This is a genomic window from Streptomyces sp. NPDC037301 (assembly GCF_055602785.1).
Map to the genome: position 1 here is coordinate 216,172 of NZ_JBVJWD010000012.1, position 22,231 is coordinate 238,402.

Sequence of the window (22,231 nt, forward strand, 5' to 3'; positions counted from 1 at the left end):
GAGCAGCCATACGCTGACGCACGGCTGTCCATCGGTTGTGTAACAGCGGGGGAGAGGGCGGCAGGGACCTTCAGCTCAGCGGCAGCCGGTACTGGCCACCGGCCAGCGGCTCGACCAGGCCGTCCGCGACCAGACCGTCCAGCGCGCGGGCTCGCTGCACCGGTTCGTCCCACACCGCGTCCAGTGCCGACTGCGGCACCGGTGCCACGGCCTCGCGCAGCACGGCGAGCAGCCGTCCGCGCACCTGCCGGTCCGTGCCGGCGTAGGTCTGACCGCGCCGCGGGGGCCCCTGGTGTGCGGGCTTTCCGGCCAGCAGCCAGGCGCACTGCCCGGCGATCGGGCACCGTGTGCAGTCCTCGTTCTTGGCGGTGCAGACGAGGGCGCCGAGCTCCATCGTCGCGGCGGCCCAGCGGGCGGCCCGTTCGTCCTCCTCGGGGAGCAGGGCCCGGGCGAGCTTGCGTTCGGCGGCGGTGGTCGCGTTCGGCGGGTACTGGATGCCGGTCGCGGCCCGGGCGAACACCCGGCGGACGTTCGTGTCGAGTACGGCATGCCGCTGTCCGTACGCGAACGAGGCCACGGCCGCCGCGGTGTACTCACCGATCCCGGGCAGTGCGAGCAGCTGACCGTGCTCGCTCGGTACGTCGCCGCCGTGCCGTTCAGTTATTGCCTGCGCGGCCCCGTGCAGGCGGAGCGCCCGGCGGGGGTAGCCGAGCCGGCCCCAGGCGCGGACCGCCTCACCGGGCGGCTCGGCGGCCAGATCGGCCGGGCGCGGCCAGCGGGCCAGCCACTGTTCGTACACCGGGAGGACCCGGCTGACGGGGGTCTGCTGCAGCATGAACTCGCTCACCATCACACCCCAGGCGCCCGCTTCGGGGCGGCGCCAGGGCAGATCGCGGGCGTGCTGTTCGAACCACCCGATGACGGGAGCGTGGAGGGAGGCGGGGGGCGTCTGTGTCGCAGTCATGGCAGTCATCGCATTGCCGATCCTGACACGGAAGGGCAGAGGACGGCTCCGCGCACGGTGGTGTCGCTCCTCCTCAGGGCCCTTGGGGTGATATTGCCACCCGTCTGTCCCCGCGATATCCGGCAACCGGCCCAAGGAGACTCCCCCGGCCGGTCAGTGCCGTTTGCCCCGCCGCCCGGACCGGCCGGCCGCCGCCCCCGGGCCCGATGCCCAGACGGCCAGAGGCGCCCCGCTGCCCCGCACCGTCCGGACGAGCGACCGTGCCGGCCGGTACAGCGCGGCGACCGCTACGGCAGCCACCACCGCACCCAGCAGCAGGCCGATTGCCACGTCATGCGGATAGTGCACCCCGACGAAGACCCGCGAGAAGGCCATCAGCAGCGCCAGCGGCACGGTGAGCCAGGCCAGCCGGGGCCGGGCGATCGCCAGGGCGACAGCTGCCGCGCCGGCGATCGCGGAGTGGTTGCTGGGGAACGACCAGTCGCCCGTCGGCGGACACGGCACCAGCGAGGCCGCCGCCCCGACGACTGCCCGGCAAGGGCGTTCCTCGTCCACCATCGACTTGAGCACCTCGCTGCCCACATAGGCGAAGGCCGTCGCAATGGGTGCGAGCACCGCCAGCGCCAGGGCGCCGTCGTCCGCCCGTCGGGCACGCCACCACCCGGTGATGAACAGGGCGCCGAAGACCAGGAGCCCGAGCTCCGTCCATATCTCGGCCAGGTGTTGCACCCATGACGGCATGTCATGCGCGAAGTCGGTGATGTCCCGGTAGAGCGGGGCAGTAGATGAACTATCCATGTGACAGAGGGTAGTCAACAAAACCGGGTGGTCACCTTGGGCGATCCCCGAGGTCCAACTCGGCGGAAATAGGGGGGCTGGAGCAGGCCGTCCCGAGATGATGATCCGTAAAACCTGAGGGCCGGGCGGCGGGTGGGGCGGGAGTTGGCGCCGATCTCTCGTACAGTTTGCGCCGTGGGATCTTTGCGTAATCCGATCGGGCCGCTTCCCTCCACCATCTACTGGCGACGGAGGGCCGTAGCGGCGACGCTGGTTGCGCTGCTCGCGTTGCTGATCGTGTGGGCCGTCACCTCCGGCGGCGGCAAGGGGAACACGGACGACTCCCGGCCCGGCGGAAAGGGCCCCGCGCACGCGATCACTCCCGGCCCCTCCCAGTCGGGCCCGGCCATCGGCCAACAGCCCGGCGGACGCGACGAGTCGGGCGACTCGGGCAGCGGCGGCGGAGACAACAGCGGTACGGGCGCGGGCTCCGACGGCGGCGCGAGCGACGGCGGTGACGGTGACAGCGGCACGGACACCGGCAGCGGATCGGACACCGGAGCCGGCGGTGTGAGCGGAAGCGGCGCGACAACCGGAGAGCAGGTCCCGGCAGGCTCCTCGCTCCCCGACTGCGCCACCGGCGCACTGCAGTTGAGCCTGAGCACCGAACTCAGTTACAGCCCCGGCGAGAAGCCGAAGTTCCGGTTGATCGCCAAGAACACCTCGTCCACCACCTGCAAGGCCGACTTCGGGCCGAAGAGCGCGGTGCTCACCATCACCGAGGCCGGTGGCGACGACAGCCAGGTGTGGTCCTCCAAGGACTGCCCGCGCAACGCGGGCAGCCTGCTGCTGAAGGTCCCGGCAGGCTCGACCGTCGTCCACACCGTGGAGTGGGACCGCAAGAAGAGCACCCCGCAGTGCGTGACGCCGCCCGCGGGGACCGCGGCGCCGGGTACGTACCTGGTCGAGGCGAAGGCGCCGGGCGAGCCGGTGCAGCGTGCCTCGTTCCGCCTTGAGAAGGACTGAGAACCCGAGGGGCCGGCCGGCTCCGGAAAACACTTCGGCGCCCGGTCTCCCGGGCCCCGGCACCGCCTTTGCGCCTCCTGCGCGTGCGGCTACACGTACCGCTCGAGAATCGACGACTCGGCCAGTCGCGACAGCCCCTCGCGCACGCTCCTCGCCCGCGCCTCGCCGACCCCGTCCACCGTCTGGAGGTCGTCCACGCTGGCGGCAAGGAGTTTCTGCAGACCGCCGAAGTGCTCCACCAGTCGGTCGATGATCGCCCCGGGCAGCCGCGGTACCTTCGCCAGCAGCCGGAAGCCGCGCGGCGAGACCGCCGAATCCAGCGTCTCCGGCGAGCCGCTGTATCCCAGCGCCCGTGCCACGACGGGGAGTTCGAGCAGTTCGGTGTGGGAGAGCGCGTCGAGTTCGGTCAGTGCTTCGGCGACCGTACGGGACCGCTTCGCGGTCGGCTCCGGCACATAGTCGCGCACGACCAGCTCTCGCTCCGGCTCGACGCCCGCGATCAACTCGTCTAGCTGGAGCGAGAGGAGCCGGCCGTCGGTGCCCAGCTCCACCACGTACTCCGCGATCTCGGTCGCGATCCGGCGGACCATCTCCAGCCGCTGCGCGACGGCCGTCACATCCCGGACCGTCACCAGGTCCTCGATCTCCAGTGCCGAGAGGGTGCCCGCGACCTCGTCGAGCCGGAGCTTGTACCGCTCCAGGGTGGCGAGTGCCTGATTGGCGCGGGAGAGGATCGCGGCGGACTCCTCCAGGACCCGGCGCTCCCCGTCCACGTACAGCGCGATGAGGTGCATCGACTGCGAGACCGAGACGACCGGGAAGTTGCACTGCTTGGAGACCCGGTCCGCCGTGCGGTGGCGGGTGCCGGTCTCCTCGGTGGGGATGGAGGCGTCCGGGACCAGCTGCACACCGGCCCGCAGGATCTTGGTCATGTCCTTGTCGAGGATCAGCGCCCCGTCGAGCTTGGCCAGCTCGCGCAGGCGCGTCGCGGTGAACTCCACGTCCAGCACGAATCCGCCGGTGCACATCGACTCGACGGTTCTGTCCATGCCCAGGACGATCAGCCCGCCGGTGTTGCCACGGAGGATGCGCTCCAGGCCGTCCCGCAGGGCCATTCCGGGCGCGACGGCGGTCAACGAGGCGCGCATCAGCGCCTCGTTACCGGTGCCTTGGCCGGACTTTCCGGGCGATGCTGCCCGGTCGCTGGCTGCCACTGCACTCCTCCGGTCACAGGTTTGCGGTGCCCTTACGTCCCTCATGCCGTTCGTACGGACGGGCGAGACCAGGGCAAAGTCTACCGGCGCGCGTTCTCCTCCTGTGGGGCCTGTGCGCGGGACCGGCGCGGGAGCACTCTCAGTGCATCACCCATGTTGGCGACTTCTGTGACCTTCATACCGACCGGGGCCTTCCCGGGGTCGGTCGGAACCAGCGCGTGCGTGAAGCCCAGACGGTACGCCTCGGCCAGCCTGCGCTGGACTCCCGTAACCCTTCTGACCTCGCCCGCGAGACCTACTTCGCCGATCGCCACCAGGTTCTTCGGGAGTGGTGTGTCACTCGCGGCACTGGCCAGCGCCAGCGCGACCGCGAGGTCCGCGGCGGGCTCGGAGAGCTTCACACCGCCGACCGTCGCGCTGTAGATGTCCCGCTTGCCGAGCGAGCTGATCCGGCCGCGCTGCTCCAGAACGGCCAGCATCATCGATACCCGGGACGTCTCCAGACCCGAGGTGGTGCGCCGGGGCGAAGGGATCTGGGAATCGACCGTCAGCGCCTGCACCTCGGCGACGAGCGGCCGCTTGCCCTCCAGGGTGACGGTCAGGCAGGTGCCGGGCACGGGTTCGTCGCGGCGGGTGAGGAACAGCCCGGACGGGTCGGCGAGCCCGGTGATGCCCTCGTCGTGCAGCTCGAAGCAGCCGACCTCGTCGGTCGCGCCGTACCTGTTCTTGACGCCCCGTACGAGCCTCAGGCGGGCGTGGCGGTCGCCCTCGAAGGACAGCACCACATCGACGAGATGCTCCAGCAGCCGCGGCCCGGCGATTGCCCCGTCCTTGGTGACATGGCCGACCAGCAGCGTGGACATACCGCGTTCCTTGGAGGCCCGGATGAGGGCACCGGCGACCTCCCGGACCTGTGCCATGCCGCCGGGCGCCCCGTCGATCTCGGGCGAGGCGACCGTCTGTACGGAGTCGAGGATGAGAAGCGACGGTTTGACGGCGTCCAGATGGCCGAGGACCGCGGACAGGTCGGTCTCCGCGGCGAGATACAGATGGTCGTTGATCGCCCGGATCCGGTCGGCGCGCAGGCGGACCTGGCTCGCTGACTCCTCGGCGGTGACATAGAGCGTGCGGTGGTCGTCGCTCGCCGCCTTCGCGGCCACGTCCAGCAGCAGCGTCGACTTCCCGACGCCCGGCTCGCCCGCGAGCAGCACGACGGCACCCGGCACGAGACCGCCGCCGAGCACCCGGTCCAGCTCGCCGACGCCGGTCGACCGGGCGGTGGCCTGCCGGCTGTCGACCTGGCCGATGGGGAGCGCGGCGGTGCTGACCCGGCCGGCCGCGGTGGTCCGCACGGCGGGGGCGCCGCCGAACTCCTCGACCGTCCCCCATGCCTGGCATTCGGGGCAGCGGCCGAGCCACTTGGCGGTCGTCCAGCCGCATTCGGTGCAGCGGTAGGACGGCCGGTCCTTCGCGGATTTCGTACGGGCAGCCATGGCGCAACCGTATAGGTGGGGTCCGACAATGCCGTCGGGCGCGGTCGGCCGACGCCGCCCGGCGCGGGCGCGCGCCCGCCGGTGGCCCCCGGATCGGCCCGGCGCTCCGGCGAAATCAGGGATTCCGTCCCCTGTAGCAGGGATCCCTGTCCCCTTTTGAGCGATACGTTCACCCGTAAGGATTAAATGCGCCGAAGGGGCGCTTAAGGCATGCTCTCTGCTGCCTACGGTCGCCAGGTGACGAGCAGCAGGCTGGAGCCCCCCACGCACACCACCGGCGCACACCGGGCGCGACGCCGTGCGCCCCACTCCTCGGCGCAGCCTTCGCCGCAGCGGCCGCCTGCGCGTTACGAGCCGCATCTCGATGGCCTGTTCACCTACTGCCTCTCCGTGCTCTGCGACCACGATGCCGCCACCGAGGCGCTCGGCGGTGTGCTCGCGATCGCGGAACGGCAGGACGGCCGGTGCCCGGCGGGTGAGGAGGAACGTAAATCCTGGCTGTATGCGCTGGCCAGATGGACGTGTCTGCGCAAGCTCGCCGAGCAGAAACAGGGCCGTCAGGCGCACCGCCACAATGCCGGGAAGCTGTCGGGAAGGCGGTCGGCCGAGCAGGAGACGAGGCGTGAGGCGAAGCGGGCAGGGGGAGGGCCACCGGGCAAGCAGCCGGGCGGGGCGGCCACCCAGGGGGCGCGCGCGGGCCGCCGTACGTCCCCGGCCGTCGTCGCGAAGGCCACTGAGGCCGCCCCGTTCACGCCGGGTGGCGCCCCGGCCGGCAACGCCCCCGAATCCGAAGCCGCCGAGACGCACCGCCGTGAACTTGCTCAGCTGGCCTGGCCGGAGGCCGCCGGCACCACCCCCGAACAGCGCGAAGCGCTCGAACTCGCCGTGCGCCACCGCCTCGCCCCGCGTGCCGTCGCCTCCGTCCTGGGCCTCGAACCGGCGACCGCCCGCGAGCTCCTGGCCGCCGCGGCCTGCGAGGTGGAACGCACCCGCGCAGCCCTCGCCGTCGTCGAGAGCGGCAACTGCCCCACCGTCGCCCGGCTCATCGGCGACCACCGTGTCCTGCTCTCCGCGACCCTGCGCCGCGAACTCGTCCGCCATGTCGACGACTGCCCCCGCTGCCGCCGGGCCGCCGAGCGGGCCGGCGCCGAGGGCCCCTGGCCGGGCGCGGCCGTCACCCCGGCCGCCGCGCTGCCGGTCGTCGAGGCGCCGCGGCCCTCCGCATACGTCGCGATGGTCCACGCCCGGCGGAACCGGTCCGCCGGCCCGCGCTTCGACCGGGCGGGCTTCCCCATGGACCCGAAGGACCACGCCGCTCGCCGGGACCGGCTGCGGGCCAGGGTCGTGACGACGACGGTGGTGGCGACGGTCGTCGCCGCCCCGGTGATCGCGCTGTGGACGGCCTACCGCGGCGCGCCGCAGACCGGCGAGGGCCACGACGGCTCCTCGGTCACCGCGACCGAGACGGACGTCCGCCACGGCCTCGACGGCACCCCGGACGGTCACTACGAGAACGCGGGCAATGCCCGTCCCCAGCCCGGCGCCCGCTTCAAGGACGGCCACACCCAGGACGTCTCGGCCGAGGTGATCAGCTCGGGTCCGGTGCGGGGCGGCATCGGCGGGCTCACCGTCGAGGCCCGCTCGTCCGGCGGCACGACACTCATCCGCCTGACCGCCTCGGGTGGCGCACCCGTCGCCTGGTCGGCCCGTGCGGATGCGTCCTGGCTGCGCCTCAGCAGCTCCTCGGGCTCGCTCGCCGCAGGTGCGAGCATCACGATCCGCGTCCTCGTGGACCACCTGCGGCAACCCGCCGGTCCCTGGAGCGCACGCATCGCCCTCGCCCCTTCCGGTTCGGTCGTGGCGATCCGGGGGTCCGGGGCGACGGCACCGTCACCCGGCGGCCCCGGCCACTCGGGTACGACCGGCCCCTCCACCCCCTCGGGCCCGTCCGTACCGTCGGATCCGCCCCCGTCCTCGCCGGATCCCACGCAGCCGACCGACCCGACCCCCGACCCGACGGACCCCACGCCGTCACCGTCGGACCCGTCCCCGACCGATCCGACGCCGTCCCCGGACCCGTCCGGCTCCACGACCCCGACCGACCCGGGTACGGGCACCACCACACCGACGGGCTGAAACAGTCCGTCCGGGGCTGCGGCGGTCCGCGCGACGTGACCGGCCGAGCCCCCGGAAGGCACCTCAGCCGCCACGCCCCAGTTGCTACGCCTCGGCCATCACGCCGTCACGCCGTCACGCCGGATCGACCGGATCCGCCGGGTGCGGCGCCATCGGCAGCAGCGAGGACAGGCGCTCCTCGCACAGCTCGACCAGCCGGTCGTACCCCTTCTCGCCCATCAGCTCGATGAGTTCCGGGCGGTACGACACGTACACCGGCTCCCCGGCCCCGTGCGCCGAGGTCGCCGACGTGCACCACCAGTGCAGATCGTGGCCGCCCGGACCCCAGCCCCTGCGGTCGTACTCGCCGATCGAGACCTGGAGCACGCGCGTGTCGTCGGGCCGGTCGATCCAGTCGTACGTACGCCGGATCGGCAGCTGCCAGCAGACGTCCGGCTTGGTCTCCAGGGGCTCCTTGCCCTCCCGCAGCGCCAGGATGTGCAGCGAGCAGCCCGCGCCGCCCGCGAACCCGGGACGGTTCTGGAAGATGCACGAACCCTTCCAGCGCCGCGTCTGGCGTTCCCCGTCGTCGTCGACCTCGACCCAGCCCGTCTCCGTACCGACATCATGGAACTGCCACAGATCAGGGGTCAGCCGTTCGACATGGCTCGCCACCCGCTTCTCGTCGTCCTCGTCCGAGAAGTGCGCGCCGAGCGTGCAGCATCCGTCGTCCGCGCGGCCCGCCTGGATGCCCTGGCAGCCACTGCCGAAGATGCAGGTCCACCTGGACGTGAGCCAGGTCAGGTCGCAGCGGAAGATCTGTTCGTCGTCCGCGGGGTCCGGGAACTCGACCCAGGCGCGTGCGAAGTCGATCCCCGTCTCGTCTTCGGACCGGTTCGGCCCGTTCACTTCCTGCTGCTGCATCTCCTGCTTCGTTTTCTGCTTCTTCGTGATTTTGCCCGGCTTCGCCTTTTTCGTCTTTGGCACGCGCCAAGAGTAAGTCCGCGGTCCCGGTAGCGTTCCTGGTATGAGACTCGGAGTCCTCGACGTGGGTTCGAACACGGTGCATCTGCTGGTGGTGGACGCGCACCCCGGCGCCCGCCCGCTGCCCGCGCACTCGCACAAGGCGGAGCTGCGCCTGGCCGAACTTCTCGACGGGGACGGGGCGATCGGCCCCGACGGTGTGGACCGGCTCGTGGCGACGATCATGGATGCGCTCCAGGCCGCCGAGGACAAGGGGTGCGAGGACGTTCTGCCGTTCGCCACGTCCGCGGTACGGGAGGCGAGCAACGCCGACCAGGTGATGGCCCGGGTGCGGGACGAGACGAGCATCGACCTCGCCGTCCTCAGCGGTGCGGAGGAGGCCCGGCTCACCTTCCTCGCGGCGCGCCGCTGGTTCGGCTGGTCGGCGGGGCGGCTGCTGGTCCTGGACATCGGGGGCGGCTCGCTGGAGATCGCGTACGGCATGGACGAGGAGCCGGACGCCGCGGTGTCGCTGCCGCTCGGGGCCGGCCGGCTCACCGCCGGGTGGCTGCCGGGCGATCCGCCGGACCCGGCGGAGGTGAAGGCGCTGCGCCGCCATGTGCGGGCCAGGATCGCCCGGAGTGTCGGGGAATTCACCCGCCTCGGGCGCCCGGATCATGTCGTCGGCACCTCCAAGACGTTCAAGCAGCTCGCCAGGATCGCGGGTGCCGCGCGTTCCACCGACGGCCTGTACGTGCAGCGCGCCCTCACCCGCAAGGCGCTGGAAGAGTGGGTGCCGAAGCTGGCCGCGATGACGGTCGAGCAGCGCGGCACCCTGCCCGGGGTCTCCGAGGGCCGGGCCGCGCAGCTGCTGGCCGGGGCGCTGGTGGCGGAGGGGGCCATGGATCTGTTCGGGGTCGAAGAGCTGGAGATCTGCCCCTGGGCGCTGCGCGAGGGTGTCATCCTGCGCCGTCTGGACCACATGCCGGCGGAGCCGGCCGCGCCGAGCTGAGCACCGCCATGGCGGCCGGAAGCCCGCCATGGCCCTCCTCACTTTCCGCCCGGGTCTCTCGGCGTGGCGTCACACTGCCCGTACGCTGTCCCAGTGGCAGAACCAGTGGTGCGCATCCCGGATGCGAAGGTCGCCCTGTCGACGGCTTCCGTCTACCCGGAGTCGACGGCGACGGCCTTCGAGATCGCCGCGCGTCTTGGTTACGACGGTGTCGAGATCATGGTGTGGACCGACCCCGTCAGCCAGGACATCGAGGCGCTGCGACGGCTCTCGGACTATCACCAGGTGCCGATCCTGGCTGTCCACGCGCCCTGTCTGCTGATCACGCAGCGCGTCTGGTCCACCGATCCGTGGGTGAAGCTCCAGCGGGCCCGTGCCGCCGCTGAGAGGCTCGGGGCGACGACCGTCGTCGTCCACCCGCCGTTCCGTTGGCAGCGCAACTACGCACGCGACTTCGTCACCGGGATCTGGCGCATGGCGGACGAGACCGATGTGCGGTTCGCCGTCGAGAACATGTACCCCTGGCGCTACCGGGACCGCGAGATGCTGGCGTACGCCCCCGACTGGGACGTCACCAACGACGACTACCGCCACTTCACCGTGGACCTGTCGCACACCGCGACGGCCCGCACGGACGGCATGGCGATGGTCGACCGGATGGGCGACCGGCTCGCCCACATCCATCTCGCCGACGGCAAGGGCTCCAACAAGGACGAGCACCTGGTGCCCGGCCGCGGCGACCAGCCCTGCGCCGAACTCCTGGAGCACCTGGCCCGTACCGGCTTCGACGGCCATGTCGTCATCGAGGTCAACACCCGCCGCGCCATGTCCACCGCCGAACGCGAGGCCGACCTGGCGGAGGCGCTGGCCTTCACCCGGCTCCACCTGGCGTCGTCCTCGGCCGAGGCGCCGCGCCCATGACCGGTGGCCACACCGATCCCACTGATCCCACCGGTCCCGCCCCCAAGCGCCGCGGCCGCCCCTCCCGTACGGACGGGACCACCGGCCCCGACGCCCGCACCCGCATCCTGGAGGCGGCTCGCACCGAGTTCGCGGAGCGCGGCTACGACAAGACGTCGATCCGGGGCATCGCCAAGGCGGCGGGCGTCGACTCCGCCCTCGTCCACCACTACTTCGGTACGAAGGACGAGGTCTTCGCGGCCGCCATCGAGCTCTCCTTCGAGCCGGCGCTGGTGATCCCGGCCATCCTCGGCAGCGGCACGGACGGCTTGGGGGAGCGGCTGGCCCGCTACTTCATCGCCGTATGGGAGAACCCGGCGTCCAGGGCACCCCTGCTGGCGATCATGCGGTCCGCACTGACGCACGAGGCGGCGGCGAAGGTCCTCCGCGGCTTCGTCCTGCGCCGCCTCCTGGAACGCATCGCAGAGGCACTGGAGGTACCGGACGCGACGTTCCGCGCGGAACTGGCTGCCTCGCACATGCTCGGGATCGCGATGCTGCGCTACGTCATCCGGGCGGAGCCACTTGCTTCGGCCCCCCCGGAGAAGATCATCGAGATGGTGGCACCGACACTGCAGCGCTACCTGACGGAAGCCTGACACTTCAGCCTCGTCGGCCACCTCCCAGCTGCATCCAGCCCCTCCGGCACTTGAGGAGCGGGGTCCGGGACAGAACCCCGGTTCCAGGAAGGGACGGGTAGGGACCAGCCCCGCACGGTGGCACACTCGCCGTGCACCCCCCACCGCACCCCCCGGTCCCCCGCCCACCCACCGAGCACCCCATCCCGCATACCGGACACCGTGTCCAGATCTTGGAGCCGGAGGCGTAGGCTCGGAAGCAGTCTTTTCTGTCGAAGGAGCGAGAGACGATGCCCCAGCTGAGGTCCCGCACTGTCACCCACGGCCGCAACATGGCGGGCGCCCGCGCCCTTATGCGGGCCTCGGGCGTAGCGAGCGAGGACATCGGCAAGCCGATCATCGCTGTCGCCAACTCCTTCACCGAATTCGTCCCCGGCCACACCCACCTCGCCCCGGTGGGCAGGATCGTCTCCGACGCCATCAGGGCCGCAGGCGCCGTCCCCCGCGAGTTCAACACCATCGCCGTCGACGACGGCATCGCGATGGGCCACGCCGGGATGCTCTACTCGCTCCCCTCCCGCGACCTGATCGCCGACTCCGTCGAGTACATGGTCGAGGCGCACTGCGCGGACGCGCTGATCTGCATCTCCAACTGCGACAAGATCACGCCCGGCATGCTGATGGCCGCGATGCGCATGAACATCCCGACGGTCTTCGTCTCCGGGGGCCCGATGGAGGCCGGCCAGGCCACCCTCGTCGACGGCACGGTCCGCAAGCTCGACCTGATCAACGCGATCAGCGACGCCGTCAACGAGAACGTCTCGGACGAGGACATCCTCCGTATCGAGGAGAACGCCTGTCCCACCTGCGGCAGCTGTTCCGGCATGTTCACCGCCAACTCGATGAACTGCCTGACCGAGGTCCTCGGCCTCTCCCTCCCCGGCAATGGCTCCGTCCTCGCCACACACACCGCCCGCAAGGCGCTGTACGAGGATGCCGGCCGCACGGTCGTGGAGATCACCAAGCGCTACTACGAGCAGGACGACGCGACGGTCCTGCCGCGCTCCATCGGCACGCGCGCCGCGTTCGACAACGCGATGGCGCTGGACATCGCCATGGGCGGCTCCACCAACACGATCCTGCACCTCCTCGCCGCAGCGCAGGAGGCCGAGCTCGCCTACGACCTCGAAGACATCAACGAGGTCTCGCGCCGTGTCCCCTGCCTGTCGAAGGTTGCGCCCAACGTGGCTCCCGGCGGCACCTACTACATGGAGGACGTCCACCGGGCGGGCGGCGTCCCGGCCATCCTCGGCGAGCTCTACCGCGGCGGTCTGCTCAATGAGGACGTGCACTCGGTGCACTCCGCCACCCTCGGCGAGTGGCTGAAGAACTGGGACGTCCGAGGCGGCTCCCCGTCCCCCGAGGCCGTCGAGCTCTGGCACGCGGCCCCCGGATGCGTGCGTTCCGCGACGGCCTTCTCGCAGTCCGAGCGCTGGGACACCCTCGACCTGGACGCGGCGGGCGGCTGCATCCGCGACCTGGAGCACGCGTACTCCAAGGACGGCGGCCTCGCGGTCCTCAAGGGGAATCTCGCCGAGGACGGCTGCGTCGTGAAGACGGCGGGCGTCGACGAGTCGATCTGGACCTTCGAGGGCCCGGCGGTCGTCTGCGAGTCGCAGGACGAGGCGGTGGACAAGATCCTCCGCAAGGAGATCAAGGAGGGCGACGTCGTCGTCATCCGTTACGAGGGTCCGCGCGGCGGTCCCGGCATGCAGGAGATGCTCTACCCCACCTCCTTCCTGAAGGGCCGCGGCCTCGGCAAGAGCTGTGCGCTCGTCACCGACGGTCGCTTCTCCGGCGGCACGTCGGGCCTGTCGATCGGCCACGCATCGCCGGAGGCGGCGTCGGGCGGCACGATCGCACTGGTCGAGGACGGCGACCGGATCAGGATCGACATCCCGAACCGCTCGATCGAGCTCCTCGTTCCCGAGGCCGAGCTGACCGCCCGCCGCGAAGCGCTGAACGGCGTGTACGCGCCGAAGGACCGCGACCGCAAAGTCAGCGCGGCGCTGCGCGCGTACGCGGCGATGGCGACGAGCGCGGACCGGGGTGCGGTGCGGGACGTGTCCAGGCTCGGCTGAACAAAGGCTGACCGAGGCAGGCGAACACTGCCGCAGGACCCCGCTCTCACCAGTGAGCGGGGTCCTGTCCGTCGACGGCGAACACGGACCCGTCGGGCGCGGTACCGAAGACGGTCCGGCCGGCGGCGACAGGGGCGGGCAGCGCCGATGCGTACGTGAGCTTCCCGTCCCGGAGCCGGGGGCTCGTCTGGCCCAGCAGCGTTCCGCGCTCGGTGTCCACGGCGAGCAGCCGCCCGTCCGCCGCCGAGAAGTACAGCCGGTTCCCGGTGGCGAGAACGGGCGCCGACGTCCGCCCGGCAGCGGTCTCCAGCTGCCAGCGAACAGCCCCGTCGTCTGCCGGGCGCGTGTCGACGGCGACCAGGGTCCCGCCGTGTGCCAGCAGATACGCGGTGTCCCCGCCCACCACGACCTCCGGTTCGTTCATCCGGAACGGCAGCGCCACCCGTGCGACGCTCTTGCGTTCCGGGTCGTAGCGGACGAGCCCGACGGTCTGGGCGTCCCCGTTCATGGACGTCAGGACGAGCGCACCGTCCGAGGTCCCCACCGGGGTGAGCATTCCGTCCAGCCGCCGCTGCCACGCCGCGTGCCCCGTTGCCGCATCGACGGCCGTGACCAGCGTGGTGGACCCGTAGGCCGAGTGCTCGAATGCGTAGGCCAGCCCCGATCCTTCGTCGTACAGCGCGTAGTCCGGCCGCTGGTGCCCGGTGAGCGGATGCCGCCAGAGGGACACGCCGGTCGCGGAGTCGAGCGCTTCGGTAGTGCCGTCCTCACTGACCAGCAGCAGCGTGTCACCTGCGGCGAAGGGAGCGCCGAGGTAAGGGGAGAGGTCCGCGTCCCAGACCTGTTCGCCCTTGGCGGGGTCGTACGCCCGGAGCTTCCCGCCCGGCACCGCCGTATGCACCAGGCCGCCGGAGACCGACACCACGCCGACCGACGGGGTGTCCCCGGCGGGGCCGTGACGGGACCACAGCACCCGGCCGTCCGCGGGGTCCAACCGGGCGGCGCCGATACCGCCCGCCGCGCAGTACAGCGCGGCGGGCGGGCCGGACGCCTCCTCGCCGGCAGTGCCCGCCGAGGAACAGACCGGCGTGGAGCTGCCCGAGGCCGGCAGCGGCGTCCGCCACGGCGCGAACGCCGCTGCCGAGCCCTTCGTGCCGCCTGACTCCCCCGACTCACCGGAGCCTTCCGACTCGCCCGAGCCACCTGAGTCGCCCACCACCCCGGCAGCCCACACCCCACCGGCACCCATGACGAGCAGCGCCGCAGCGGCTGCCAGCCACCGCCGCTTGCCGCCACCGCTCGCGGTCGCCTTCCTGCCCCGCGCCGCCGCGGCTGCGCCTACATGCGTGTCCGCATCCGCATCCGCCCCCGTCACGATCTCCGGCCCCGACACCGCCGGGGCTTCGACAGCACCCGGCCGCCGTTGCGACGGTATGAACGCGGCGGCGTCGTACGAAGGAGGGCGCAGCGCCGCCATGATGTCGTCCGGAGTGGGCCGCTCCGCAGGGTCCTTCGCCAGGCACTGGCCGATCAGCGGCGCCAGATCCGTCGGCACCCCCGCCAGATCGGCCTCGTCGTGCACCACCTGGTAGGCCACGATGTACGGGCTGTCGGAGTCGAAAGGCCCCCGGCCGGTTGCCGCATGGACGAGCACGGCCCCCAGGGCGAACACGTCCGCGGCAGGCCCGACTTCACGCGGCCGCTGGAACTGCTCGGGCGCCATGTACGGCGGCGAGCCGATCAGCTTGCCCGTCTCGGTGCGCAGATCGCTGTCGTACGGCCGGGAGATCCCGAAGTCGATCACCTTGGGCCCCGAGTCGGAGAGCAGCACATTGCTCGGCTTGAGGTCGCGGTGGATCACTCCGGCCCGATGGATGTCGCGAAGCGCCTCGGCAAGTCCCGCCGTGAGTCTGCGCAGTTCGGCGGGGGCCATCGGCCCGTTCCGCTTCACCTGGTCGGAGAGTGTTGGGCCGGGCACGTACAGAGTGGCCATCCACGGCCGTGCGGCGTCCGGATCGGCATCGACAACCGGTGCCGTGAAGGCCCCGCTGACCCGCCTCGCCGCCCCGACCTCCTGCCGGAAACGTGCCCTGAACTCAGGGTCTGCCGAATAGTGCCGGTGTACCACCTTGACGGCGAGCTGCAGCCCCGAGGTGGAGCGCGCCAGGTGTACGACACCCATGCCGCCCGCGCCGAGGCATGCCTCAAGGCGGTAGTGACCGGCGTAATCCGGATGCTCCGCTTCCGGATTGGCTCCGGTACCTCGCAGCGGCGGCATCGCCCACCCCCGTGTGTTCGTCCGCAAGCGCGACGCACGGAGCCTAGTCGATGGTGCGTGCGAAACAGTCGGGGCTTGTAGCCTGCGCGTCGTACACACCGTCTCTCAACGGGGGAGGGCCTCACGGCCATGGAAGAGCACACCGATATCACCACCGGCACCACCGACGCGGCCGAGGACGTGGCCGCGCTCGCCGGCACCGACGACGTCACCAGGTACCCCGTCGCACCGGGCTACCGGGTCAACGTCCGCACGGGACCGGGCACCCAGTACGGCATCGTCAGGACGCTTCCGTACGGAATGAAGGTTCCGGTCTACTGCCAGAAGCCGGGGGAGCGGGTCACCGGCCCGTACGGCACCTCGAACCTCTGGGACAACATCGCCAACGGCCAGTTCGTGGCGGACGCCTACGTCCACACGGGCAGCGACGGCTACATCGCCCCGCGCTGCGACTGACCGGGACCGCGACGGGACGGCGACCGGGACTGTGACGGGGACGGCGATCGGGACCGGGACCGCCCGGGGATAATCGACCTCGTGAGCGAGAACAGCGAAGCCCCCGGCCCCGGCGCCATGCCCGGCTCCACCACGCCCGGCCCGCAGCCCGAGCCCCTGCTCTTCTTCGGTACGACCTGGGTCGACCACGACGGGGGCTACGGGCTGCGACGTGTCGGGGCGGCGGTGGGCTCCCTCGCGGCCGCGGTCGCCGCCTGTTTCGTACTCCGCTTCGCCTTCCAGGGACTGGAGATCGCCGACGTCGGCAACCTCGTCGGCATCCTGGTCGTCCTGATGTTCGCCATCTGCAGCGCCATCGCCTTCCGTAAGACGTGGGAAGGTTTCAGCCGCCGCCCGGCCGATCCGGCGCGCGAGGCCAATCTGCGCGGCCTCAAAACCATCGGCTTCGTCGGCTCACTGATCGCGTACTTCCTCCGTACGTTCAAGGAAGCACCGGGCGAGCAACTGCGACGCACGGAGTACGAGACGGCCCTGGCCCGCTACGCGAAGCGCCGCTCGGCCCGCACCGGAAACCCGGCCGCCCGCAAGACCACCAAGGGAAAGCGGCCCAAGCGCAAGTAGCGCCCCACGAGCGCAGGGCCCCACAAGCGCGGGTCAAGTCCCGCGAGCACCGGCGCAAGGCCCCCGCGCGGGCCACGATGGCCCCATGCTTCCTTCCGGCTCCGACTCCGATTCCCGGGCACGCGCCGCCTCACCCGCCTCCCCGGCCCCGCCCCGTGCCCTCTCCTTCGACCGCGCGGCCGCCCAGTACGCCGCGGCTCGCCCCGGCTACCCGCCCGCCCTCTTCGACACCGTCGAGGAACTGGCCGGCCGCCCCCTGCTTGGCACCCGCGCCATCGACGTCGGCGCGGGCACGGGTATCTCCACCCGACTGCTCCACGACCGGGGCGCTCGGGTCATCGCAGTAGAACCGGGCCCCGGCATGGCGGAAGAACTGCACCGGGCACTCCCGTACGTGCCGATCGTGCGCGGCGACGGCAACCGCCTCCCCATCGCCACCGCGGCGGCCGACCTGATCACGTATGCCCAGTCCTGGCACTGGACCGATCGGAGCCGCGCCGCCCCCGAGGCCCTGCGCGTCCTGCGCCCCGGCGGCGCACTCGCCCTCTGGTGGAACGTCTCCGACCATTCCGTCCCCTGGATCGCCGAGCAGGACGCCCGTCTTCGCCTCTTCTTCGGTGCCGACGAGGGCGCCCACGGCTCGCCCGTCCGCTCCCGCGATCTGACGTCCGAGCTCGGCTTCGTACACCGCACGGTGCCCTGGACCCGACGGGTGTCCCTCGACACCCACCTCGCCAACCTCGGCAGCCACTCCGCCTTCCTCGTCCTCGGTGAGGAACCCACGCACCGATTCCTCACCGAGGAGCGCGACCGGCTGGCGGAGCTCTTCCCGGACGGCACGGTCGAGGAGAGTTACGTGGTCGACCTGAGCGTGGCGATCCGCCCGGGCTCGGCCCCGGCCCCACCCCCACCGCGCTCCTGATCCGCACGCCGAAGGGCGTCGCGTGCCCCTCCCGCTCCGCGGCCCAGCCCTCCAGGGCCGCGGCGCATGCGTGGTCGGTGTGGTGTCGCTGAGGTCCAGCACGGCGGCCCGGTCGTGCTCTTGACGGACAGACACCGCCAGGAACAAAATTCATCACATGATGAATTCTCCGGGCGTCGCCATCGAGGCTCGCGGCCTCACCGTCGTACGAGGCAACCGCACCGTCCTCCGCGACCTCGACTTCACCGTCGAACCCGGCAGGATCACCGGCCTCCTGGGCCCCTCCGGCTGCGGCAAATCCACCCTGATGCGTGCCGTCGTGGGCACCCAGGCCAAGGTCACCGGCACCCTCGACGTGCTCGGCAGCCCCGCCGGACACCCCACCCTCCGCCCGCGCATCGGGTACGTCACCCAGGCCCCGTCCGTCTACACCGACCTGACCGTCCGGCAGAACCTCGCCTACTTCGCGGCGATCCTCCAGCCGGGCCGCCGCCACCGCGACGCCCGCCGCGCCGCCGTCACCCGCGCGATCGCCGAGGTCGACCTGACCAGCCACGCCGACGCGCCGGCCGGCACCCTCTCAGGTGGCCAGCTCACCCGTGTCTCCCTCGCCGTGGCTCTGCTCGGCACCCCCGAACTCCTGGTCCTCGACGAACCGACCGTCGGCCTGGACCCGGTACTCCGCCGAGACCTGTGGAACCTCTTCCACACCCTCGCTGCCGACCGCGGCACCACACTCCTCGTCTCCTCCCACGTCATGGACGAGGCCGAGCGCTGCCACCGGCTGCTCCTCATGCGCGAGGGCGGGATCCTCGCCGACGACACCCCCGAGGCGCTGCGCACCGCCGCCCACGCCGCCACCGTCGAAGAGGCGTTCCTCCACCTGGTCGACGAAGCCGCCACCCGCCAGGAGACCGTCCGATGAGCACCCCGCACCCGCAGACCCACTCGGCCGCACCACCCCTCAGCCCCGCCCGCGCGCTCGCCACCGCCAGCCGCGTCCTGCGCCAGCTGACCCACGACCCCCGCACCGTCGCGCTGCTCCTCCTGATCCCGGTCGTGATGATCACGCTGCTCCGGTACGTGTTCGACGGCAGCCCCCGCACCTTCGACGCCATCGGCGCCTCGCTCCTCGGCATCTTCCCGCTGATCACGATGTTCCTGGTGACCTCGATCGCCACCCTGCGCGAACGCACCTCGGGCACCCTCGAACGCCTTCTCGCCATGCCGCTCGGCAAGGGCGACCTGATCGGCGGCTACGCCCTGGCCTTCGGCGCCGTCGCGATCGTCCAGTCCCTCCTGGCCACCGCACTCTCGGTCTGGGCGCTCGGCCTGGACGTCACCGGCTCACCGTGGCTGCTGCTCGTGGTCGCTCTGCTCGACGCCCTGCTCGGCACGGCACTGGGCCTCTTCGTCTCCGCCTTCGCCGCATCCGAGTTCCAGGCCGTCCAGTTCATGCCGGCCGTGATCTTCCCGCAGCTCCTGCTCTGTGGACTGTTCATCGCACGCGACCGGATGGCGCCCGTCCTCGAAGCCATCTCGAACGTCCTGCCCATGTCGTACGCGGTCGACGGCATGAACGAGGTGCTTCACCACACCGACGTCACCGGCGCCTTCGTCCGCGACGTCCTGGTCGTCACGGGCTGCGCCCTGCTCGTCCTCACCCTCGGGGCGGCCAGGCTCCGCCGACGTACCGCCTGACCGGCCCCGGTGCGAGGATGACGGAACGAGCACCGAGAACCGTCAGCACGACGCACCGAGAAGCGCGAGCACAGCCCGGAGGGTGAACCGCATGACCCAGACAGTTGCAGTCCTCGGTACCGGCAAGATCGGCGAGGCCCTGCTCAGCGGCATGATCCGGGCAGGCTGGCGCCCGGCGAACCTGCTGGTCACCACCCGCCGCTCCGAGCGTGCCGAGGAACTCCACAGCCGCTACGGCGTCGATTCCGTCACCAACGCCGAGGCCGCCAAGCGCGCCGACATCCTCATCCTCGCGGTCAAGCCCCAGGACATGGGCCGGCTCCTGGACGAGCTCGCCGGGCACGTCACCGCCGACCGCCTGGTCATCAGCGCCGCCGCAGGCATCACAACCGCCTTCATCGAGGACCGCCTCACCGCGAGCACCCCGGTCGTACGCGTCATGCCGAACACCCCCGTCCTCGTCGACGAGGGCATGTCCGTCATCTCCGCGGGCAGCCACGCCACCTCCGAACACCTGGCCACCGCCGAGGCGATCTTCGGCGGCGTCGGCAAGACCCTGCGCGTCCCCGAGTCCCAGCAGGACGCGGCCACAGCCCTCTCCGGGTCGGGACCGGCGTACTTCTACTTCCTCGTCGAGGCGATGACCGACGCGGGCATCCTGCTCGGGCTGCCCCGCGCCCAGGCCCACGACCTGATCGTCCAGGCCGCCATCGGCGCCGCCGTGATGCTCCGCGACAGTGGCGAACACCCGGTCAAGCTCCGCGAAGCCGTCACCAGCCCGGCCGGCACCACCATCAGCGCCATCCGCGAACTGGAGAACCACGGCGTACGAGCCGCCCTCATCGCCGCCCTCGAAGCAGCCCGCGACCGCAGCCGCGAACTCGCTTCCGGCAACGGCTGACGGCTACCCGGCAGCCTCGATCAGCTCCGCACTGCGCACCACCTTCGCGAACCCACCGCCGTGCAACGACACCGCGGTGGCCCGCGCCAGCTCATCCGCGCCCAGCGTCCACCCCCACGGCCCGACCCCGTCGAAGGTGTACGTCGCATCCAGCGCGAAGAACACCTCGTAACCGAGGTTCCCGCCCATTCGCGCCGTCGTCTCCGCGCACATATTGGTCTGGATCCCGGCCACCACGATCTGCCGCACCCCGCCCCGATCCAGCCACGCCCCGAGATCGGGCGTCCCGTAGAAGGCGGAGTTCACACTCTTCGTCAGCAACAGCTCGGGCCCACCGCCCTTCCCCCGCCGCTCCTCCACGTACCCCTTGAAGTCATTCCCCGGCTGCCCCACCCGCAACGGCGAATCCGCCCTGGGCGAGTCATGCCGTACGAACACCACGGGCCGTCCACTCGCCTGCCAGGCATCGATCAGCCCCGCAATGTTCCGATCGGCCCCGGGATTGTTCCGCGGCCCCCAGTACGCCTCCTCCTCAAAACCTTCCTGTGCGTCCACCACGACCAGCGCTGCGTTCTCTGCGATCTCCATACGAACGATGCTGCCGCGCCGCACCCCTATGGCCCAGAGGTCAAAAAGCCATCGATCGATGCTTTACTGCCACCATGCCCGCGACCGGCCGCACACCCACCCGCATCGCGCTCGTCGCCTTCCCCGGCATCCGCGCATTCGACGTCTCCGTCATCACGGAGGTCTGGGGCGTGGACCGCACCGACCGCGGCGTCCCGCCCTTCGATCTGCGCCGCACCGCCGCCGACCCGGCCCCCATCCCTCTGCGCGGCGGCCTCTGCCTCACCCCCGACCGCACCCTCGCCTGGCTCACCCGTGCCGACCTGATCGTCGTCCCCGGACTCGATGACCACCTGACACCGGCCCCCGAACCGGTCCTCGAAGCGCTGCGCCGCGCCCATGCCCGAGCCACCCCCATCGCGGCCCTCTGCGGCGGAGCCTTCACCCTCGCCCAGGCCGGCCTCCTCGACGGCCGCCAGGCAGTCACCCACTGGAACCTCACCGACCTTCTGCGCACCCACCACCCCCACGTGACGGTCGTCCAGGACGCCCTGTTCCTCCACGACAACAACATCTGGACGTCAGCGGGCACCGCGGCCGGCATCGACCTCTGCCTCCATCTCGTGCGTACGGCCCACGGCGCGGAGACGGCCGCGACGATCGCCCGCGCGATGGTCACGGCCCCCTTCCGCACCGGTACCCAGGCCCAGTTCATCGAGCACCCCACGCCCCACACCGACCGCGACGCCGACACCCTCGCCTCGGTACGGGCCTTCGCCCTGACCCATCTGGCCGAACCCCACACGGTCGCCGACCTCGCCGCACACGCCGGAATGTCCCCCCGCTCCTTCGCCCGCCACTTCCAGGCCACCACCGGCACGACCCCGCTCCGTTGGCTGATCACCCAACGCGTTGCCGCAGCCCAGAAGCTCCTGGAACAGACGGACCTGCCCCTCCCCGAGGTCGCCCGCCGCACCGGCTTCGGCAGCGAGATCACCATGCGCCAGCACTTCGCCACCCACCTCTCCACCAGCCCCCGCGACTACCGTCTGGCCTTCCATCAGAACCCGGGCAGGCCCGAGGTTGACACGACACGCCCACATCCGTAATGTTCTCCGAGTTGTCCGATGTGAGCGCCGACTCCGGTCGGTCCCCGGGCAGCCATTCCGCAGTAACCACATCTGGTCAGCGACATCTGTCGCCAGACTTTCTGTGCACATTTGCGAAATGAAGAATCCGCGTTCGAAGGAGCGCGACCCCGATTAGCGTCGAGGCCCAGGATTCGCTAAAGTCTCACTCGTCGGAACGGCCCAACGGCCGGGAAGATAAACCCCGCTGACTGGGAATCAGGCCCGAAAGGATCTGATAGAGTCGGAAACGCCGGAAAGGGAAACGCGAAAGCGAAGAACTGGAAAGCGGCCCCGCTTCGACCGGGAATCGGACACGGAAGAGTCTGATAGAGTCGGAAACGCAAGACCGAAGGGAAAAGCCCGGAGGAAAGCCCGAGAGGGTGAGTACGAAGGAAGCGTCCGTTCCTTGAGA

At 71.2% G+C, this 22,231-nt stretch carries 20 protein-coding genes; 13 read left to right on the top strand and 7 right to left on the bottom strand.

The window, feature by feature from the left end:
- Positions 1 to 70: 70 nt before the first annotated feature.
- Positions 71 to 973, bottom strand: coding sequence for an HhH-GPD family protein (locus ACZ7IB_RS21190; RefSeq protein ID WP_383974542.1), 903 nt, complete (start codon positions 971 to 973; stop codon positions 71 to 73).
- A 144-nt stretch (positions 974 to 1,117) separates the two neighbouring features.
- The gene (locus tag ACZ7IB_RS21195) at positions 1,118 to 1,762 is read right to left on the bottom strand and encodes a phosphatase PAP2 family protein (protein ID WP_470914456.1); all 645 of its coding nucleotides are present in this window, start codon (positions 1,760 to 1,762) and stop codon (positions 1,118 to 1,120) included.
- 174 nt (positions 1,763 to 1,936) lie between these two features.
- Here ACZ7IB_RS21195 and ACZ7IB_RS21200 point away from each other — a divergent pair, with 174 nt between their 5' ends.
- Positions 1,937 to 2,767: a hypothetical protein gene (locus ACZ7IB_RS21200; RefSeq protein WP_470914459.1), complete on the top strand. Its 831-nt coding sequence runs from the start codon at positions 1,937 to 1,939 to the stop codon at positions 2,765 to 2,767.
- An 89-nt stretch (positions 2,768 to 2,856) separates the two neighbouring features.
- Here ACZ7IB_RS21200 and disA read toward each other — a convergent pair whose 3' ends face one another.
- Both disA and radA read right to left on the bottom strand, forming a co-directional pair.
- A complete protein-coding gene (disA, locus tag ACZ7IB_RS21205) occupies positions 2,857 to 3,981 on the bottom strand; it encodes a DNA integrity scanning diadenylate cyclase DisA (RefSeq protein ID WP_114245192.1) in 1,125 nt (374 codons plus the stop codon).
- Positions 3,982 to 4,061: 80 nt separating this feature from the next.
- Entirely contained in the window at positions 4,062 to 5,474 is a 1,413-nt protein-coding gene (gene radA, locus ACZ7IB_RS21210) for a DNA repair protein RadA (RefSeq protein ID WP_470914462.1), read from the bottom strand.
- Positions 5,475 to 5,711: 237 nt separating this feature from the next.
- Between radA and ACZ7IB_RS21215 the strand changes: the two genes are divergently transcribed.
- Positions 5,712 to 7,610: a BACON domain-containing protein gene (locus tag ACZ7IB_RS21215; protein WP_470914464.1), complete on the top strand. Its 1,899-nt coding sequence runs from the start codon at positions 5,712 to 5,714 to the stop codon at positions 7,608 to 7,610.
- A gap of 114 nt (positions 7,611 to 7,724) precedes the next feature.
- Here the strand turns inward: ACZ7IB_RS21215 and ACZ7IB_RS21220 are convergent, their stop codons facing one another.
- On the bottom strand, positions 7,725 to 8,576 hold the full coding sequence (locus ACZ7IB_RS21220; protein WP_470914466.1) for a DUF3109 family protein: 852 nt from the start codon (positions 8,574 to 8,576) through the stop codon (positions 7,725 to 7,727).
- Positions 8,577 to 8,616: 40 nt separating this feature from the next.
- On the opposite strand from ACZ7IB_RS21220, the gene ACZ7IB_RS21225 reads away from it, so the two are divergent.
- The 4 genes from ACZ7IB_RS21225 (at position 8,617) to ilvD (ending at position 13,243) form a co-directional block, all read left to right on the top strand.
- Positions 8,617 to 9,564, top strand: a complete 948-nt coding sequence (locus ACZ7IB_RS21225; protein WP_470914468.1) for a Ppx/GppA family phosphatase — start codon at positions 8,617 to 8,619, stop codon at positions 9,562 to 9,564.
- Between the two features lie 93 nt (positions 9,565 to 9,657).
- Positions 9,658 to 10,485, top strand: a complete 828-nt coding sequence (locus tag ACZ7IB_RS21230; RefSeq protein WP_470914470.1) for a sugar phosphate isomerase/epimerase family protein — start codon at positions 9,658 to 9,660, stop codon at positions 10,483 to 10,485.
- A complete protein-coding gene (locus ACZ7IB_RS21235; protein WP_470914472.1) occupies positions 10,482 to 11,123 on the top strand; it encodes a TetR/AcrR family transcriptional regulator in 642 nt (213 codons plus the stop codon). The genes ACZ7IB_RS21230 and ACZ7IB_RS21235 overlap by 4 nt, the downstream gene beginning before the upstream one ends.
- 269 nt (positions 11,124 to 11,392) lie before the next feature.
- Positions 11,393 to 13,243 (top strand): dihydroxy-acid dehydratase, encoded by a 1,851-nt coding sequence (ilvD, locus tag ACZ7IB_RS21240; protein ID WP_470914474.1) that lies wholly within the window; start codon positions 11,393 to 11,395, stop codon positions 13,241 to 13,243.
- A 46-nt stretch (positions 13,244 to 13,289) separates the two neighbouring features.
- Here the strand turns inward: ilvD and ACZ7IB_RS21245 are convergent, their stop codons facing one another.
- Positions 13,290 to 15,521, bottom strand: coding sequence for a serine/threonine-protein kinase (locus ACZ7IB_RS21245; RefSeq protein ID WP_470914477.1), 2,232 nt, complete (start codon positions 15,519 to 15,521; stop codon positions 13,290 to 13,292).
- A gap of 129 nt (positions 15,522 to 15,650) precedes the next feature.
- Between ACZ7IB_RS21245 and ACZ7IB_RS21250 the strand changes: the two genes are divergently transcribed.
- From ACZ7IB_RS21250 to proC, 6 genes are all read left to right on the top strand, one after another.
- Positions 15,651 to 15,977 (top strand): SH3 domain-containing protein, encoded by a 327-nt coding sequence (locus ACZ7IB_RS21250; RefSeq protein WP_470914479.1) that lies wholly within the window; start codon positions 15,651 to 15,653, stop codon positions 15,975 to 15,977.
- An 81-nt stretch (positions 15,978 to 16,058) separates the two neighbouring features.
- A complete protein-coding gene (locus ACZ7IB_RS21255) occupies positions 16,059 to 16,598 on the top strand; it encodes a hypothetical protein (RefSeq protein ID WP_470914482.1) in 540 nt (179 codons plus the stop codon).
- An 85-nt stretch (positions 16,599 to 16,683) separates the two neighbouring features.
- On the top strand, positions 16,684 to 17,520 hold the full coding sequence (locus ACZ7IB_RS21260) for a class I SAM-dependent methyltransferase (protein WP_470914483.1): 837 nt from the start codon (positions 16,684 to 16,686) through the stop codon (positions 17,518 to 17,520).
- Between the two features lie 157 nt (positions 17,521 to 17,677).
- Positions 17,678 to 18,445 (top strand): ABC transporter ATP-binding protein, encoded by a 768-nt coding sequence (locus ACZ7IB_RS21265; protein WP_470914485.1) that lies wholly within the window; start codon positions 17,678 to 17,680, stop codon positions 18,443 to 18,445.
- Complete coding sequence (locus tag ACZ7IB_RS21270) at positions 18,442 to 19,221, top strand: ABC transporter permease (RefSeq protein ID WP_470914487.1); 780 nt, start codon at positions 18,442 to 18,444, stop codon at positions 19,219 to 19,221. Before ACZ7IB_RS21265 ends, ACZ7IB_RS21270 begins: the two co-directional genes overlap by 4 nt.
- A 91-nt stretch (positions 19,222 to 19,312) precedes the next feature.
- Positions 19,313 to 20,122, top strand: coding sequence for a pyrroline-5-carboxylate reductase (proC, locus tag ACZ7IB_RS21275; protein ID WP_470914489.1), 810 nt, complete (start codon positions 19,313 to 19,315; stop codon positions 20,120 to 20,122).
- A 3-nt stretch (positions 20,123 to 20,125) separates the two neighbouring features.
- On the opposite strand, the gene ACZ7IB_RS21280 is transcribed toward proC, so the two are convergent.
- A complete protein-coding gene (locus ACZ7IB_RS21280) occupies positions 20,126 to 20,710 on the bottom strand; it encodes a cysteine hydrolase family protein (protein ID WP_470914491.1) in 585 nt (194 codons plus the stop codon).
- Positions 20,711 to 20,784: 74 nt separating this feature from the next.
- On the opposite strand from ACZ7IB_RS21280, the gene ACZ7IB_RS21285 reads away from it, so the two are divergent.
- Positions 20,785 to 21,798, top strand: coding sequence for a GlxA family transcriptional regulator (locus ACZ7IB_RS21285; RefSeq protein ID WP_470914493.1), 1,014 nt, complete (start codon positions 20,785 to 20,787; stop codon positions 21,796 to 21,798).
- Positions 21,799 to 22,231 lie beyond the last annotated feature (433 nt).